The following is a 16,640-nucleotide window of genomic DNA, read 5'->3' as shown; positions in this document are numbered from 1 at the left end:
TGTTTTCGGGGATTTGGTAACAGATAACCAATATAGAAATATTTCATGGATAATTGCGCCTTTGTAACACGGGACCTTGCCCTAAGGCATAGAAACAGGAGCGGGGTTGAACTACTGAATAGCTCAACCCCGCTTATCTACAACAACATTAATCTTTCGGCATTTTCTAAGCCCGGCGCTCTTTTTGAGCCTCCGCGTACATTTTTTGCAGCTTTTTGCGTGCAAAGAAAATACGGCTTTTGATGGTGCCAAGCGGAGACCCAAGTTGTTCTGCAATCTCATCATACTTGTACCCCTGATAGGCCATCATAAACGGGCGGCAGAAGTCCTCGGGCAGAGAGTTGACCATTTTCATCAGCTCTTTATAAGCCACATTATTTTCCCCGTCATTCTCCACCGTTTTATCTCCGGAGTTGAGGTAATAATTATTGGGCGTTTGGTCGATGATCATATTACGGCGCACCTTCTTACGGTAGTTGTTGATGAAGATGTTACGCATGATGGTCACCGCCCAGGCTTTAAAGTTGGTGCCTTGCTTGTACTTGTCCGCATTGGTAATAATACGAACTGCTGTATCCTGATATAGATCCTCAGCATCAACCGGGTTGCCCGTCAGCTTGAGCGAAAACGCCCGAAGTGAATTGCTGATGCTGTCCAGTTGTTCCTGAATCTGATTTTGCACTGTATATAGCATAGTCGGTGATTTATGTTTGATGAATTAGCTTTTGTAATTATTATTTACAAATTTACAGTTCCAACATCAATTTTGCAAATAAAATTTCCCTTTAGCAGCGCTTTCTGTTGCAGGTGTAGTTGATTTGACAGTTCAATGGCAAAGCCCTTCCGAATCGTTAAAAATCTTAACACAACTAAACCATGCGGGGCTTCATTTGTATTTTAGAATGAATAATGCAAAACGGTAAACTTCATCGTTTGGTCTTTTTGCAGGAAAAGCCATCCAATCATGAGCCTGGTTAAGGAAACACAAGATACGATTCTTTTGCACCGCAATATCCGCTTTCTGCGCAAGCAGATGAAGCTTAGCCAAGATGAGCTCGGCAGGCGTATCGGGCTCAACCGGGGCAACATTGCTTCTTATGAGAATGGCAGTGCAGAGCCCAAAATCTGCAACCTGCTCAAACTCTCCAACCTCTTTGGTGTCCCTATCCTTGACCTCACAAAGCGGGACCTGAGCATAGATGACAACCTTCAGGCAGCCAATGAGCATTATCAAGCCCCATCAGCCAACGAAGCTGAACTGATTGTACAGTTCACTAAGCGGGCAGACGAGCTTCTCAAAGTAATCAAGAGTATACACACCTGCTTCGAATATAAGACCAATTCACTTGATGAGTCGACGCGCGACTCAAAAGCCTACCAAATGGCCGCAATGAAGTTTGAAGAGCTCTTCGATGCCTCCGAAGAACTTGCGGGCAACCACAAAGCATTAATTGATTTTGTAAAGTGTCACATCAAAGGAAAATAATTATTTTTTATCCAAATATTTTCCTCCGGTCCTTGACTGTTATTTGCCGTTCCCTTATCTTTATAGTCCAAAACGTCGGAATCTGATATTCCGCAGCCTCTTCAGAAGGCTTTTTTTCTATTCAGGCACTACTTGCAACACTTCTCCTGATACCAACCAACACTAGGCAAGGCTAAGAGCAAATCACTATCCAACAGCACACTGATTAGCGGTGTATTGCTTTCACGTTTTCGTGATCATAGTACCGCTAAATCACAATAAGAAAACCCTTTTTCGGTAATAACCCAGCCGGAAAATGAGTTATGCATTTGAATCTATTTACTCAAACGACCGTACAAATGATGTGCACAAAAACTACACCTGTCAAGATTAGTATTTACCGAAAACCGTATCTCATGAAAACTTTACTCACCCTGGCAGTGCTGCTGCCAAGTCTATGCCTTTGTGCGGCAGACTCGATCACTGAGCCTAATCCACTTCAGTTCACTGCATCTGACTACCAGGAAATCCAGCAAAAAGCTAAAGCAGAAGGTAAATTGTTCTTCCTTCATTTTACAGCTGCCCATGTGGAGCAGTGTCAATGGATGGACAAATACACTTTTTCTAATGAAAAACTGGCCACCTATATTGCGGACAACTACCTGGCAGTAGCCGTGGATATTGAGCAGCCGGAAGGCGCCCGGTTACAGCATCAGTTCGAGATCCATCAGCTCCCTACCACTTTAATCTTTAGTACAAAAGGGGAACTTGTTGGCGGGCTCACTGGCAAACAAACGGCTAATGAGATGCTGGCCACGCTTCGCAACTACGATACACCGGAACACCGCATAATGCCTGCTAAAGCCCGAGGTGGCACTGCACGCCCGGTTGCTTATAAAGCGGTAGACCGCAAAATATACAGACCGAGACTGATTCCCGATGTTGCTCCCGGCAGTGTTCCTGATGTTTCCCCGCAACAATCAAACCAGGCTCAAACCCCGACACAATCTGTGCGTCCGACTTACACGGAACAATACCCTAGTATTTATACCCGCCCGGAACCCCATAAAATGGACCGCCCGGAAAGTTCCTTTGCCTTGCAGGTGGGTGTCTTCTCGAACTACCAGAACGCCTATCGGGAAAAGAGCAATCTTGAACGCTACGGCGCGCAAGGGCATGTATTCCCTGTAAAAGGCTCAAATAACCGTACCGTATACCGCTTATGTGCCGTTAATTTTAAGACGAGAACGGAGGCAGAGCAGTACCAAAAGACAGTAGCTCCAAGGTACCCCGATAGCTTTGTCAAAGAGATTGAAAAGTAATGGAATGGAATAGCTGATCCAGCAAAGTGCCTTACCCCCCGTATTTTCAGGCCAGCTGGCTGACCCAGCTTAACGGATGTTCTTCTTTAAGAGCATCCGTTTTTTATTTTTGCCCTTCACCAACTTGAAAACCATGTCCAGCCTCCTTCTCCGCAACATTCGTTTCCTCGCGCTCGCAGAGACTCACCCTCGGGCTTTTTACGCCGGCACTGCCATGCAGCAAATACCGGTAATAGAAGATGCTTTTTTGCTCATCGAAAAAGGCAACATCGGCAACTTTGGCCCCATGGAAACCTGCCCGGACCAAGCTGATGAAGTAGTGGACTGCAGCGGGCGTGCTGTTTTGCCCGCATGGTGCGACTCCCATACCCACCTGGTATTTGCCCGCAGCCGGGAAGAAGAATTTGTGGACCGTATCAAAGGGCTCAGCTACGAAGAAATTGCCCGCCGGGGCGGTGGCATTCTCAACTCCGCCCGCCGGTTGCAGGAGGCTTCTGAAGCGGAACTGTTCGAGTCTGCATGGGGGCGCCTCCGCGAGGTCATCAGCTATGGTACAGGGGCCATTGAAATCAAAAGCGGCTACGGGCTGACTGTAGAGAGCGAGCTCAAAATGCTCCGTGTCATCCGCCGGTTGGGCGAAAAGGCACCTATCCCCGTCAAATCGACCTTCCTTGGTGCTCATGCCCTACCGCCGGCTTACCAATCTGACCGCAAAGCTTACCTCGACCTCATCGTCAACGAAATGCTGCCCCGCATCGCGGAAGAAAATCTGGCGGATTATGTGGATGCCTTCTGCGAGAAAGGGTTCTTTACCGTTGCCGAAATGGAGCGGGTCATGGAAGCCGGCGCCAAATATGGCCTGAAAGCCAAAGTACACACCAACCAATTCAACAGCATGGGTGGCATTGAAGCAGCGGTAGCCCATGGTGCTGTTTCGGTAGACCATCTGGAAGTCGTCTCGGATGCGGAGTTGGACATCCTAAAAAATGGGCAAAGCATCCCAACCCTTTTGCCCTCGGCCCCCTTCTTCATTGGAGGACACTATCAACCCGCCCGTAAACTGATTGATGCTGGCTTGCCCGTTGCTCTAGCCTCGGATTACAACCCGGGGTCAACCCCTTCGGGACGGATGCAGTTCGTGCTATCCCTCGCTTGCCTGAAGTGTGGCATGTTGCCCGAAGAGGCAATCTGTGCCGCCACGCTGAATGGGGCCAAAGCGATGGAGCTGGAAGCCGAACTCGGCAGTATAGCCATGGGCAAACGCGGCAGTTTTGTACTTACTGCTCCCCTGCCCTCGTTGGCGTACCTGCCTTACGCATTCGGCACCGATCTGGTGGAGCGCGTCTATATCGATGGGCAATGCCGGGTTGATAAGCGGTCTGTGTTTATAGACTGACTTACTTAAATTACCCGAGATGTCAATGCCCTGTTGGAGTGTTTCACGGCTTTCCGGCCTTTTCTTCTTCCTCATGAGCCTGTTCCCTGCTGTTGCGGCAGCTCAGTTCACGCCAGACTACGAAGTCCTCATTACTACGGTGGACGGGCGTGCCCTGAAGGGGCGTAGTGTGCGGCAGGACAGTAGCGGGTACCAGTTATGGCTTAAAGATGCCCGGCGGGAAACGATGATCAACCAAGATCAAATCCATCGTATGGATACCCTGGGGCTTTGGAGCCCGCCGGTAGGCAGTTACCTGAATCAGATTGGCCCCAATACCGGTTACGGGCTGAAAAAGGGCGAGGTTTACTGGCGCTCCTATATGCTCACGGCCAACTTTGCAGCGGTTGGCCTAACCGATTACTTTTCTATCGGTGCCGGCTTCGATATTGCTTCCAGTATTTTAACCGCCTCTGACCATACTTTCACCTATGCCATCGCCCCAAAGTTCAGCATCCCCATCCGAAAGGACCTGATCAACGTAGGGATCGGTGGCATTTTTCTGAACCTGCCCGATTACGAAGGCAGTTTTTCCACCCATAATTTCTACCATGCTACTTTCTCTGTGGGCTCTCGGAGCCGCAACCTCTCGACAGGGTTGGCAATGGTACAGGTGGAGGGCAACCTGCGCCCCTCACCGGTCTACACCCTGAATATGAACTGGTCGGTCAAATCTTTTTTCGCCCTACAGGCAGAAATACTGACCGGTGCCCCCATAGAAGGCACTGTTGTCCTACCCGGCATACAGCTCATTGGCCGGCGGTTGGACTTCAACCTTACCTACCCGCTTGGCTGGAATGCCGGGGGCTTCTATTACAGCCCGTTCCCACTTGGCGCACTAAGCTTCAAAATCAGCCGACCGTAGCAAAATCCAACATCTGCGCCCTGTCCTTGTTCCAGTTACACATGCATTAGTAACTGAAAATCAAAACAATGGACACACCTAAGTACGAAAAGCTATTTCCCGTTCTTCTGTTTAGTATTGGAGCGTTCGGCTTGAATAACCTTTTTCAGATACCCGACTGGTACGACGAAGTACAGGCCAATGCCTGGACGTTTACTTTCCAGCAGGTCGATGTCGCGGAAATCGTGCTGTACCTCACAAGCAGCTTTGCCTTTTGGCTCGTCTGGAAAAACCGGTCACTGCACGAAATCTTCTGGCCGGCCTTTGCCTACGTTGGCGTCATGCTGTTCAGCAGCAGCTGGTCGCTGCTCTTTTTCGGGCTGCAATCTCCACTTGCTGCATTTATCGATATGATTGTCGTGGCGTCGGCTATTGGAGTCGCAGGTCTGCAATTCTACCGGCACCACAAGGCTGCAGGCTGGCTCATGGCACCCTGTTTCTTAGGCGCAGTGGTCTTCGCCTTTAACAACTATCATATTTATCAGGTATACACGCAAATAATGAGTGCTTAATCGCCTTGCGGAAGAACCAAAATTCAGCTTGCGTGTTATACTTTCAAAAATTACTGAAAATAACGAATTTAAAATATGAAAAGTGTCATCACCTGTGATATGGAGGGTCGGATTGAGACCTTTAATAAAGGCGCAGAAGAAATGTTCGGGTATCCTGCGGATGAGGTCATCGGGAAAGAGCGGGTTTCTGTCTTTTCTCCGGGAGAGATAGTGCTCCAAAATGTGCCAGTCTGGCTCGATGAAGCCAGTAAGCACGGCAAGTACACCGCCAAAACCAAATTTGTGCGTAAAGATGGCACGCCATTCAATGCCAAAATCCGCGTTACGCCCACTTTTGCCAATGGTAAGGACAACGGGCAAACCGGTTATTGCGGGGTGACTGAAGTGATTGAGGAGGAGGTCAACCCAACTATTAAGTTCTCCACCAAGCTGATCAAAGCACTGGCGATCACACGTATGCCCTTTCTGTCGGCAGTGCTGATGCCAGCGTTCATAGGAGGCGCGTATGCTTATCACTACGAGCTGGGTACGCCCGGTGCGTTCAACTGGTGGTTGTTTTCCCTTGCAGTGATTGGCGTGGCCCTGCTCCACCTCGGCAGCAACGTCATGAACGACTACTTCGATGTCAAAGACGGCACCGATGGGGCGAATAACGACTATTTCCTGCAATTTTCTGGCGGCAGCCGGGCTATAGAGCTCGGGCTAATTACCCTCGAAGGTACTAAACGCCTGGGTCTGGCGCTGATTGCCGGTGCGACACTCATCGGTCTTTACCTGACAGCAGTCACCGGTTGGGTGACGTTACTGATTGGGCTGGCGGGACTGGCTATCGGCTATTTGTATACCGCGCCTCCGGTGCGCCTGGTCGCCCGTAAAGGGTTGGGAGAACTGGGGATTGCATTGGCATTTGGCCCCCTGGTCACTCTGGGTATTGTTTATGTGGTAACGCAACAGCTTTCCCCAATGGCGTTCCTGATTGGACTGCCTGTGGGCCTGCTGACTGCCAATATCCTACTCATCAATGAGTTTCCGGATGCGGAGTCAGATGCTAAAACCGGCAAAAACCACCTCGTCGTTACCTTCGGCAAGGAAAAGAGCACCTATATCTACCTGTCGATACTGATTATGGCTTTCCTGTCTAATCTCGCAATTGTCTGGTTCCTGCCTGATACCAATCCCTGGCTGATTGGCGTGAGCGTTGCTTCGCTGGTTGCAGGCATTTTGATCTTCCGGCATGTTCGGGAGCACTATCAGGACCGGGAGCTGGTGACTTCCAACAAAAATACGATAGCCCTCAGCGCACTGACCGGTCTGCTGACAACACTCGCCTTGATAATAGGATAAAAAATACGTTTTGGTTTGATCTGAAAGTCCCGGTGCTGTGGTGCGCCGGGGCTTTTTTTATTGGAAAATCGTTCTATAAACCGCCAAAACACGGACCAAAGTCACGATTTAGCGAAAATTCGCAAAATTTCAGCCCTTATCCTTTACTTTCTGCCGATAAGCCCCTAAATTAGTAGCGAAAATTCGCTGAATGATTTACAAGGCGCTACAAATCAAGCCTTTTTAAACAAACTATAGGCGAATCCGGAGTGGTTTTCAAGCTCCATAACTCAGCAACTTTAACGAAGCATTAGGCTACTAAAATAAGATTTTACCATGCAAGACACGCTCAGCAAAACCGATGTACTCAAGGGGGGCGAATTCCTGATCAGCGATACGCCCGGCCCGGAGGCGACCTTCATCCCGGAAGAAATGAATGAGGAACAGCTCATGATCCGCGATACGGTAAGGGACTTTTTGAATACAGAAATCCTCCCAAACATCGACCGCATTGAGGCGCAGGAAGAAGGGCTGGCCCCACAGCTGTTGGAAAAAATGGCAGAACTCGGCCTGCTGGGTTCTCACATGCCCGAGGAATATGGTGGTATGCAACTGGACACCAACACCAACACCATGATTTGTGATGTTTTTGGCCCGGCCGCTGCGTTCACCGTTTCTTATGCCGCTCACACTGGCATTGGCATGCTGCCCATTCTCTACTTTGGCGATGAGTCACAGAAAGCCGCTTACCTGCCGCGCCTAATCAATGGCGAACTGAAAGCCGCTTACTGTCTGACGGAGCCAAGTTCCGGTTCTGATGCCCTGGCCGCCAAAACCCGGGCGGATCTGAGCGAGGATGGCAACCACTATGTCATCAATGGCCAGAAGATGTGGATTTCCAATGCTGGCTTTGCAGACATTTTCATTGTTTTCGCACAGATTGACGGCGATAAGTTTACCGGCTTCATCGTGGAGCGCGATTCTGAGGGGCTAACCCTGGGCGCAGAAGAGAAAAAGCTGGGCATCAAGGGCTCTTCCACCCGTCAGGTCTTCTTTGAGAACGTGAAAGTGCCTAAAGAAAATGTACTGGGCGAAATTGGCAAAGGCCACCTCATTGCCTTTAATGCCCTGAATATTGGCCGCTTTAAGCTGTGCGCACTCTGTGTGGGCGGTGCCAAGAAAAGCGCTGAAACTGCCGTGCAGTATGCCAACGAGCGCATTCAGTTCAAGCAGCCGATTGCCAACTTTGGCGCTATCAAGCACAAGCTGGGCGAGCAGGCCACTCAGATTTTCGCAGCGGAGAGCGCCATGTACCGCGTATCTCATCTCCTGCAGGAAAAGAATAAGGCTCTGATGGCAGAAGGAAAAACCTTTGCAGAAGCTAAGCTCGAAGCAGCCGAAGAATACGCCATCGAGTGCGCCCTGCTCAAAGTGCTCGGCTCAGAAGTACTGGACTATGTAGTCGACGAGACCGTGCAGGTACACGGTGGTATGGGCTACTCTGAAGAAGGCACCGCTGCCCGCGCCTACCGCGACGCCCGCATTAACCGCATCTACGAAGGCACCAACGAAATCAACCGCATGCTTTCCATCGATATGCTGTTCCGCCGCGCGCTGAAGGGCAACCTCGATATCGTCGGGCCAGCCTGGGAAGTACAGAAGGAACTGGCGTCTATGCCTTCCTTTGATCAGCCCGAGGGCGCCTACGCCGCCGAGAAGAAAGCGATCAAGGAGTTCAAAAAAGCCGTACTGATGACCGCTGGTGCTGCTGCCAAAATGCAAATGGACGGCGAGCTCAACCTCAAGGAAGAGCAGGAGATCATCATGAATGTCTCCGATATGCTGCTCGACACCCTCACCGCAGAATCTATGCTGATTCGGGTGGAGAAATTAGCGGGGATGGACAACAAGGAGCAGCCACAGGAAGTATACGACGCCATGCTGAAAGTCTTTATGACCGATGCCACCGCCCGTATCCACAAAAACGGCACGGATGCGCTGGTTTCCTTTGCCGAAGGCGACCTGCTGCGCACCATGCTGATGGGCCTGAAGCGCTTCACCAAGTACACACCGACCAACGTCAAGAAAGCCCGCCGCATGATTGCCGACCGCATGATTGAAGCGAACGGCTACTGCTTCTAAGATTTTTGTAGACAATGCTAGATAGGTTGAAAGCCCCGGTCCCTTTGGATCGGGGTTTTTGTTTGGGTGCACCCGGTGAGGCGCCCGCGCCGGGCGTACTCTTCGTCCGACGTAGTTTGGAAACGCCAATATACATCCGTATGGACCTCGTATGGACCTGTCCGTATGGACTGCCCCGTACCATACTGACAGACCTGGGAAGCCGGTTATACCTGAACCCTTTAACCCTATGTTAGGGCGCACCCATACTTGGGCTCGCAAAGTACACCTTAACTGAAGAGGGGCAAAAGTTAGGGCGTACTCACAGGGGTAGCTCGGGCTTAAAGTACACCCTAACTGGCTTAGGCGCGCCAATTTGCATCGCCCGGCGCACTTCTTTCGCCGGGCGTAGTTTTCCTTGCAGATCAAAAGTTAGGGCGTACTCACAGGGGTGCCTCAGGCTTAAAGTACACCCTAACTGGCTTAGGCCGAGAAGTCGGTTAATCTTTATCCTGGATAACCACCCGTTCCACCCAAGCCTGCCCCTCCACTTCCACGCGCAGGGCATACACGCCCGGCGGTAAATCCGGCAACTGTAGTGGCACTTCTGGTGCAGATGGTTTAGTGACCGACCATACCGACTGCCCCTGCATATTGTAGAGCGTAAAGTGCCCCGTTCCTGTAGGCGCTGCGCCCGGCCAGGCGACGGTGATGTGGCGGGAGGCGGGGTTGGGAAACACCCGCATGCCCGGCTCCTCCATCGGCTCCGCCTCTGCCACACCCGTAAGCACCTCACAGGGCGCCTCCCCCTGACACCCATTGGCATCCGTTTTGATGATCCAGCAGCGGCGCTGAGGGCCATCGCCGCTTGCCGTCCCACCACTGACCAGATGACCACTTGAGAGTTCTCCAAAGTTGAAAAAGCTGCCGCCAATTTGAGGGTTGCCTTCAATTTCAAAGGGGGGCAGATAGTAACGCGACCAAAGGGAGTCCCCAAAAGCAGTAAACTTGAACAGCCAACCAGCCCGGGTTAAGTCACCATCAATCTCGGTACTCAAATGCCCGGACCCTACAAAATAACCATCGGATACCTGTTGGATTTCATATAGGCCATCTCTCCATATATGGTAGCCCGATCTCCATATGGGCTGCTGCCATACGGTTTCAAAGTTGCCGTTCAGTCGGGTCAACATTGGCTGTACAATAAAGGTATTCTCATCGATTATCTCCAGGGGCTGCTGCCCGATGGTGATGATATCGCCGTCTTCCAGGACAAAGAGCTGCCGCAGCCAGCCCATGTCCGGATTGACCGATGATTCCCAGCTATCTAAAAGGGTGCCATCGGATACCCGGATCCGGTCGAAGAAATTAATGCCCTGGGTTGAGCTTGCATTGACTATTCGCTGCCCACCAGCTACCAAAATAGAATCGCCAATCAATTGAGCATCTTGGTAGATGTCCCTGCTCTCATACTCCCCGTAAAAGTTGAGCCGGAGTGTCTGCCCCTGCTCGTCCACAATTCGCACGAAGGGGTCTGGCAAATCATTGTCCCGGTCTATATATCCGTAAAGTAAATAGCCCTCCCCAAAAGGGATAGGGTCGTAGTAGTTGTGATTGGCACCTTCCTCAATGTCGGTGTATTCATAACGAAATTCTTCGTTGAGGTATGCATCCAATTTAATAAAAATAGCGTTGAAGCGAATAGAATAAGTTATTATTATATATCCTCCATTATTTGCCGGTACCACTCCACCTGCATTATGGAGCATATATAAGCCTTCACCTTCAATATCTGTCAATATTCTGCTGGCTATCTGCTGTCCTGTGGAATCATACAAGGCAATTAAAACACCTCTTTCCAGAGAGTCCGTGCTGGCTAAGCCAACAGCAACAATCGTATCATTATGGACAATCACCCTTTCAAACCGGTTGTTCACATACCCCAAATCTTCAGCAATATTGAACAACTGCGCACTGAGAGGTACCTGTACCAGCAGCAGCAGTAAAAGTGCTTTGGTTAATAATTTCATAGGATTTTTCTTTAGCGTGATACGATAATTTTATAGTGCTCAGGCTGCAGCCCCGTTATTTGCAGCCGGGCCCAGTAGATGCCCGATGGCACCGGCAGGTGCAGGGTAGTGCGCTGCCCGGTGAGCACGGACTGGAAGGCAGGCTGCCCCTGTAGGTTGTAAAGAGCCATAGAGGCCTTATCGGCACCCTTTGGAAGTACCACCACTAGAGTGCCCGTTGTAGGGTTCGGGAATAGAGAAGCCTGTGGGCTGCTCTTGCTGCGGCGTATATTTTGCGCTTGCTGTTCCGGACTGCCCTTTTGAGCCAAAGCCTGGCTTTGGCCGTTGCAGGGCACCGTAGCTTCTACCCCATTGCGCTGAAGCAGGGCAGCCGATAAAAAGCCAGCCTCGTTGCACTGGACGGTAAAACTATATAAACTCTCAATCAATGACTTGGGCAGCTCACGGAGGTCGCCCCCTTCCGCTAAATAGGGCTTCAATATATTAAACAAGGCAGACAGATCGCTGTAGGTGCTCGCCTGATAAGGCGTAAGGTCAATCAATTGAGGTATGCGTTCCCAGAGTACCTGAAAAGCCGACATCTCTCCAAAGAGAAACTGCTCCCGGGCCAGCAGGTAAAGGCTGCCGAAGGTGTTGGCGTTGTAAAGCCACTGGCGGATACTATCTGCCTCTACGGATGTCGTATCTAAAGCATAGTGCCGGAGAATTTGCCCGGCCGTGCGCCTGCGCTGCTGTTCCCAACTAAATGGTGACCGCTTAAGCGTTGGTTGTTTGGGGCTGCTTCGGGCAGAAGCCTTAAAAGCCTTAGCGTTATTTTGCGCTTGCCTGTAAAGTACTTTCAGCCCTGGCAATGGATGATCATGGCAGGGGGGTGGACAACCCGTCACCTCACAACCTGGAGTAGCATCAAGGCCGATGGCGGTCACCCCATTAGGGCTGCCGGGGTCTTGATTAGGCACTCCCAAGGCATAATAGTAATTGAAGACATAGAAGTCATCGGGATTCTCTTCTCCACTTTGATTGATGATGGGGGTGGACGATGAAAAAACATTACCGGCGGGAGTAACAGCATTGCCTTCATTCACCCCATGCTGCTCCTTTCTAATCGTCGCTCCTGGTTCAATCAGATAGTCTGCACAGTTTTCAAAATCAGGGTTAATACCAGAAGGCTCAGCCCGGTGGTTATTGCAGCGGTAAACCAGCCCGTTGTGTTCGTTGCCATTATTTAACCGGGCAGCATTGCCCACTTCAAGCTGTACGTAGTCATTATTGATGATTTCGTTGTCCAGTCCATGCCCCGTAGCAGTACAGATGGTACCGTAGTAGCTGCAATCTTCACTTGATTCGCCCAGGCGGACAAAGGTATTTCCTGAGATGGTAAAGCCCTGCGCTGCCCCAAAAATTTCGATGCAGGATTTATCAATGGGCAGTTCAGCATTAAAATAGGTGGGGTGTTCGTCCGAATCCATCTCAAATAGATTGTCCTGAATTTCGAAACTACTGCAAAAGTTGGAGATAATCCCTTTGGTATTTTTGGAAAACGTACAATCACTAACCCTAAAGCTGCCCTGCTGTATACCCAGGTTAGACACCTGGATTCCTGTATATAGCTTAGAAAAGGTAGTGTTTGCCCGGCAGAAGAACCCCGCCTCTTCAGCAGCAATGCCGATGGCCCGCCATGGGCAGTCCTCATTTGGGTCAGAGCAGTCAGCCGTCCGCTCATCTGCGAAAGTGGCAGACCTGATCCGGGTGCCCCGGTTGCCACGCAGGACAATGAAGTAGGGCCGTTCATCTGAAGCACCTTTATACTGATCGTCGAGCTCAAAACTGGCGAAAAAGACCTGGTTGTTCGTCTCAACCGCATCATTTGCATCTACACGCAAACCTATAGTATTATTCATAAGTGTCCCCCCGAAGATGCTCACCTCCGAGCTATTGCCTACCACATCTAGCCCGCATACGGCATGTTCAATAACGCCCTGCCCAAAAACTTTGACGATACCGCCGGACTCTACCTTAATTCCCTGCCACATCTTATCGCAGGCACTCGTCAGGGTACTTTTAATGTGAAGCACTGCACCTGTTTTCACGGTAATGGTTGCGCCAGGCAGCATTTGCAGGGGCGAATCCAGCACAAGCACACCAGATTCCACGGTAAAGTTGCCGGTAATACCTGAAGGGATAACGCCCGGATATTTTCCCTCCTGAAACTGCACGTCCAGCAGCAGGCTTTGCCCATACGGAGCGCGATGCAGCTCCCGCAGGTATTTTTTCACCCTTCTACCCTGCTCCTCCGTAAAGGTGTTTCGGCAACTTCCTGGTGTAACATTGCTCATGTAGTTTCGGCGCACGCTTTGGGGGAGGGAAGACGATCCGAAGCAACCCACGGAATCCAGTATAATGTTATTATTGAGGGTATAGTCGGTATCGCAGACATAATCACCGCAGCAATAACACAATTCTTCCTCATATGGACAGTACCCTACAGGTTCAGGGTTGCCTTCCTCATCGCACTCTCCGTACTCGTGGTATATCCCGGCAGAGGTATCCAGTAATCCTAGGGCATGGCCTACCACATGCACTAAGGTAGCGGAGCGTGTAGCCAGTTTTCCATCTTCTGTTCCTTTGATAGTCAACCAATTGCCCGGCAGTGTATAGTTGTAGCCACTGCTCACGCCCTGATCACTCGTTATATAAATATTCAATGCCCGGGATATTTCTTCGGAGGTTTGATAGTCCTCCCGAATAAGGTTGAACAGGGATTTACCCTGTGGATTTTGCAAGCCAGCGAATAGTTGGTAGGTAGCAGGGGCGCTGCAATCCGGTGTTGGCGTGTCTGCCAGAAAGTAAATGCCATGAGGGTTGAAAGCCTGATTGAGATTATCCAGCCCGCGTGCGGCTTCTTCCGCCCAATCAAAACCGCCGGCTATCCACCAGGGTGCCTCTCCCGGGTCGACATGACGGTCCACAAAGTTGAAATTTACGCGCAAATAATAGCTCTTGGGGTCCTCATCGTAATCTCCATAGAGCGCGTGAATGGTATAGATTTCCTGGGCAGAAAGCATACCCGGCCCGGAAAGAGCGTAAAGTAGGAGTATTAGCCAAATGGAAGAGCGACAGGTAATAAACATGGGGTATTTTTTAAACGATTATCACTGACCAATATACAGACTCCCGCCTTACAACGCAATTCTGGCAGATCACGCTCACGAACTGAAAAGGGACATTCACACAATCAGAGGTATATCTTCTGGCAAAACCTGAAAAGAGTTGGGCTTGGTCCGGTAAACCTTTTTCTATTAGGCTTTTGCCCGGCGCACCACAACTTGACCAAAACACACCGGGTGAATGCCCCGGGAATGGCTTGGCGTAGTACACCCGGTGAGGCGCCTACTATCATACCACCGCCGCCAGCCAGCTCGCCTGACTGATCGCCCGCTTGGCATCCAGTTCCCGGGCTTCATCTGCGCCGCCGATGAGGTGGACTTTGAGCCCGGCTGCTTCCAGTGGTTGTTGCAGGGTACGCAGAGGCTCCTGCCCGGCGCAGACCACCACATGATCCACGTCCAGCAGGCGGGGTTCGCCTTTATGCAGGATGTGCAGCCCGGCATCATCCACCCGCTCATACTGCACCTCGCTGAGCATCTCCACGCCCTTTTTGCGCAGGCTCTGCCGGTGAATCCACCCGGTGGTCTTGCCGAGGCCGGCACCGGGCTTGCCTTTGGACCGCTGCATGAGGTAGATTTGGCGGACGGGCGGTGTTGACTTTGGCTTGGTCAGTGCGCCGGGGTTCTTATAGCCGGTATCCACCCCCCATTCCTCCATAAAAGCCTCCACAGGCTGAGGAGTATCCGATGGTGGGTGGATGAGAAACTCAGAGACATCAAAGCCAATGCCACCGGCACCGATGATCGCAACGCGCTGCCCCACTTCCTGATTATGCAGGAGTACATCCACATAGCTCAGCACCTTGGGGTGATCGATGCCTTCCAGCTGAATCTGCCGGGGGGCAACGCCGGTAGCCAGAGCGACTTCATCGAAGCCCTGACTGGTCAGGTCATCGGCGTCCACACGGGTATTGAGGTGGAGGTGAACGTCCTGTATTTCAATCTGACGCTCAAAGTAACGCAGGGTTTCGTAGAACTCTTCCTTGCCCGGGATACGCTTCGCCATATTGAACTGCCCGCCAATTTGCTGGCTGCCTTCAAAAAGGTGGACTTCATGCCCACGCTGTGCGGCTACGGTAGCAAAGGCCAGTCCTGCCGGGCCCGCGCCTACCACTGCCAGCTTTTTCTTCGTCTGCGCAGGCGTGTAGTTAAGCTCCGTCTCGTGGCAGGCACGTGGGTTGACCAGGCAACTGGCTGTTTTTTGTTTGAACACATGATCGAGGCAAGCCTGATTGCAGGCGATGCAGGTATTGATCTCGTCTGCCCGGTTTTCTTCCGCTTTCTGCACGAAGTCGGCATCAGCGAGGAAGGGGCGCGCCATTGACACCATATCGGCATGGCCCGCCGCGAGGATTTCTTCCGCTTTTTCCGGCGTATTGATGCGGTTGGTGGTGATGAGCGGGATGCCCACTTTGCCCATCAGGCGCTGTGTGACCCAACTGAATCCACCGCGGGGCACCATCGTCGCAATCGTCGGGACCCGGGCCTCGTGCCAGCCAATACCCGTATTGATGATGGTCGCGCCGGCCGCTTCGATCTCCCGGGCGAGGTGCTCCACTTCTTCCCAGCTGCTGCCATCGTGCACCAAGTCGAGCATAGACAAGCGGTAAATGATGATGAAATTGGGCCCCACTGCTTCCCGGGTACGGCGTACGATTTCAATCGGGAAACGGATACGGTTCTCGTAAGGGCCGCCCCATTTGTCGGTCCGCTTATTGGTTTTGGCAACGATAAACTGATTGATGAGGTAGCCCTCTGAGCCCATGACTTCCACCCCATCGTACCCGGCTTCCTGTGCCAGTTGGGCCGTGCGTACGAAAGCACGAATGGTGCGCTCCACCCCACCGCCACTCAGTTTCCACGGCTTGAAAGGTGAGATAGGCGACTTGAGGCGGGAAGGCGCGACCGCCAGTGGGTGGTAACCGTAGCGCCCGGCGTGCAGGATTTGCAGGCAGATTTTGCCATCCGCTTCGTGCACGGCATCGGTTACAACCCGGTGGTTGCGCATCTCCCTGCGGTTGGAGAGCTTGGCAGAAAAAGGGCTCACCCAGCCTGCCCGGTTAGGCGCAATGCCCCCGGTGACCATCAGTCCGACGCCACCCCGGGCCCGTTCAGCGAAGTAGGCGCCCATTTTTTCGAATCCGTTTTTCTCTTCCTCCAGCCCGGTATGCATGGAGCCCATAAGCACACGGTTTTTGAGGGTGGTGAAGCCCAGGTCAAGGGGGGCAAGCAGCTTTGGGTAAGTTGGGTGCATGGTGGATCATTTTAGGGTGATGAAGTTAGCGAATTTTCGCTATTTTCCCCTGATCCAGATTCGTTTTTTAGAGGTACACCTAAAAAAGGTACTGTCGCCATTTTAGG

11 protein-coding genes are annotated in these 16,640 nt (G+C 51.6%); 7 read left to right on the top strand and 4 right to left on the bottom strand.

The genetic code is table 11. The features are described 5' to 3' along the window. Positions 1 to 166 precede the first annotated feature (166 nt). Positions 167 to 694 (bottom strand): RNA polymerase sigma factor, encoded by a 528-nt coding sequence (locus MRY86_RS05410; protein ID WP_293566615.1) that lies wholly within the window; start codon positions 692 to 694, stop codon positions 167 to 169. Positions 695 to 964: 270 nt separating this feature from the next. Here MRY86_RS05410 and MRY86_RS05405 point away from each other — a divergent pair, with 270 nt between their 5' ends. From MRY86_RS05405 to MRY86_RS05375, 7 genes are all read left to right on the top strand, one after another. Continuing rightward, the gene (locus tag MRY86_RS05405) at positions 965 to 1,486 is read left to right on the top strand and encodes a helix-turn-helix transcriptional regulator (protein WP_293566614.1); all 522 of its coding nucleotides are present in this window, start codon (positions 965 to 967) and stop codon (positions 1,484 to 1,486) included. 395 nt (positions 1,487 to 1,881) lie between these two features. Further along, a complete protein-coding gene (locus MRY86_RS05400; protein WP_293566613.1) occupies positions 1,882 to 2,787 on the top strand; it encodes an SPOR domain-containing protein in 906 nt (301 codons plus the stop codon). Between the two features lie 133 nt (positions 2,788 to 2,920). Further along, on the top strand, positions 2,921 to 4,183 hold the full coding sequence (gene hutI / locus MRY86_RS05395; protein ID WP_293566612.1) for an imidazolonepropionase: 1,263 nt from the start codon (positions 2,921 to 2,923) through the stop codon (positions 4,181 to 4,183). A gap of 25 nt (positions 4,184 to 4,208) precedes the next feature. After that, positions 4,209 to 5,087: a hypothetical protein gene (locus MRY86_RS05390; protein WP_293566611.1), complete on the top strand. Its 879-nt coding sequence runs from the start codon at positions 4,209 to 4,211 to the stop codon at positions 5,085 to 5,087. Positions 5,088 to 5,155: 68 nt separating this feature from the next. After that, positions 5,156 to 5,638 carry a TspO/MBR family protein gene (locus MRY86_RS05385; protein WP_293566610.1) on the top strand — a complete coding sequence of 161 codons (483 nt, stop codon included), beginning with the start codon at positions 5,156 to 5,158 and terminating at the stop codon, positions 5,636 to 5,638. Positions 5,639 to 5,713: 75 nt separating this feature from the next. Further along, complete coding sequence (locus MRY86_RS05380; protein ID WP_293566609.1) at positions 5,714 to 6,982, top strand: UbiA family prenyltransferase; 1,269 nt, start codon at positions 5,714 to 5,716, stop codon at positions 6,980 to 6,982. A gap of 315 nt (positions 6,983 to 7,297) precedes the next feature. After that, complete coding sequence (locus MRY86_RS05375) at positions 7,298 to 9,103, top strand: acyl-CoA dehydrogenase family protein (protein ID WP_293566608.1); 1,806 nt, start codon at positions 7,298 to 7,300, stop codon at positions 9,101 to 9,103. Between the two features lie 479 nt (positions 9,104 to 9,582). Here the strand turns inward: MRY86_RS05375 and MRY86_RS05370 are convergent, their stop codons facing one another. From MRY86_RS05370 to MRY86_RS05360, 3 genes are all read right to left on the bottom strand, one after another. After that, positions 9,583 to 11,112 carry a T9SS type A sorting domain-containing protein gene (locus MRY86_RS05370; protein WP_293566607.1) on the bottom strand — a complete coding sequence of 510 codons (1,530 nt, stop codon included), beginning with the start codon at positions 11,110 to 11,112 and terminating at the stop codon, positions 9,583 to 9,585. Positions 11,113 to 11,123: 11 nt separating this feature from the next. Then, entirely contained in the window at positions 11,124 to 14,243 is a 3,120-nt protein-coding gene (locus tag MRY86_RS05365; protein WP_293566606.1) for a zinc-dependent metalloprotease, read from the bottom strand. Positions 14,244 to 14,508: 265 nt separating this feature from the next. Further along, a complete protein-coding gene (locus tag MRY86_RS05360) occupies positions 14,509 to 16,533 on the bottom strand; it encodes an NADPH-dependent 2,4-dienoyl-CoA reductase (protein ID WP_293566605.1) in 2,025 nt (674 codons plus the stop codon). Between the last annotated feature and the right edge of the window lie 107 nt (positions 16,534 to 16,640).

The sequence above is a fragment of the Phaeodactylibacter sp. genome (assembly GCF_022763345.1).
Lineage (GTDB): Bacteria > Bacteroidota > Bacteroidia > Chitinophagales > Saprospiraceae > Phaeodactylibacter.
Note: the sequence above shows the minus strand (reverse complement) of the source record. Positions and strands in the feature narration are given on the sequence as shown.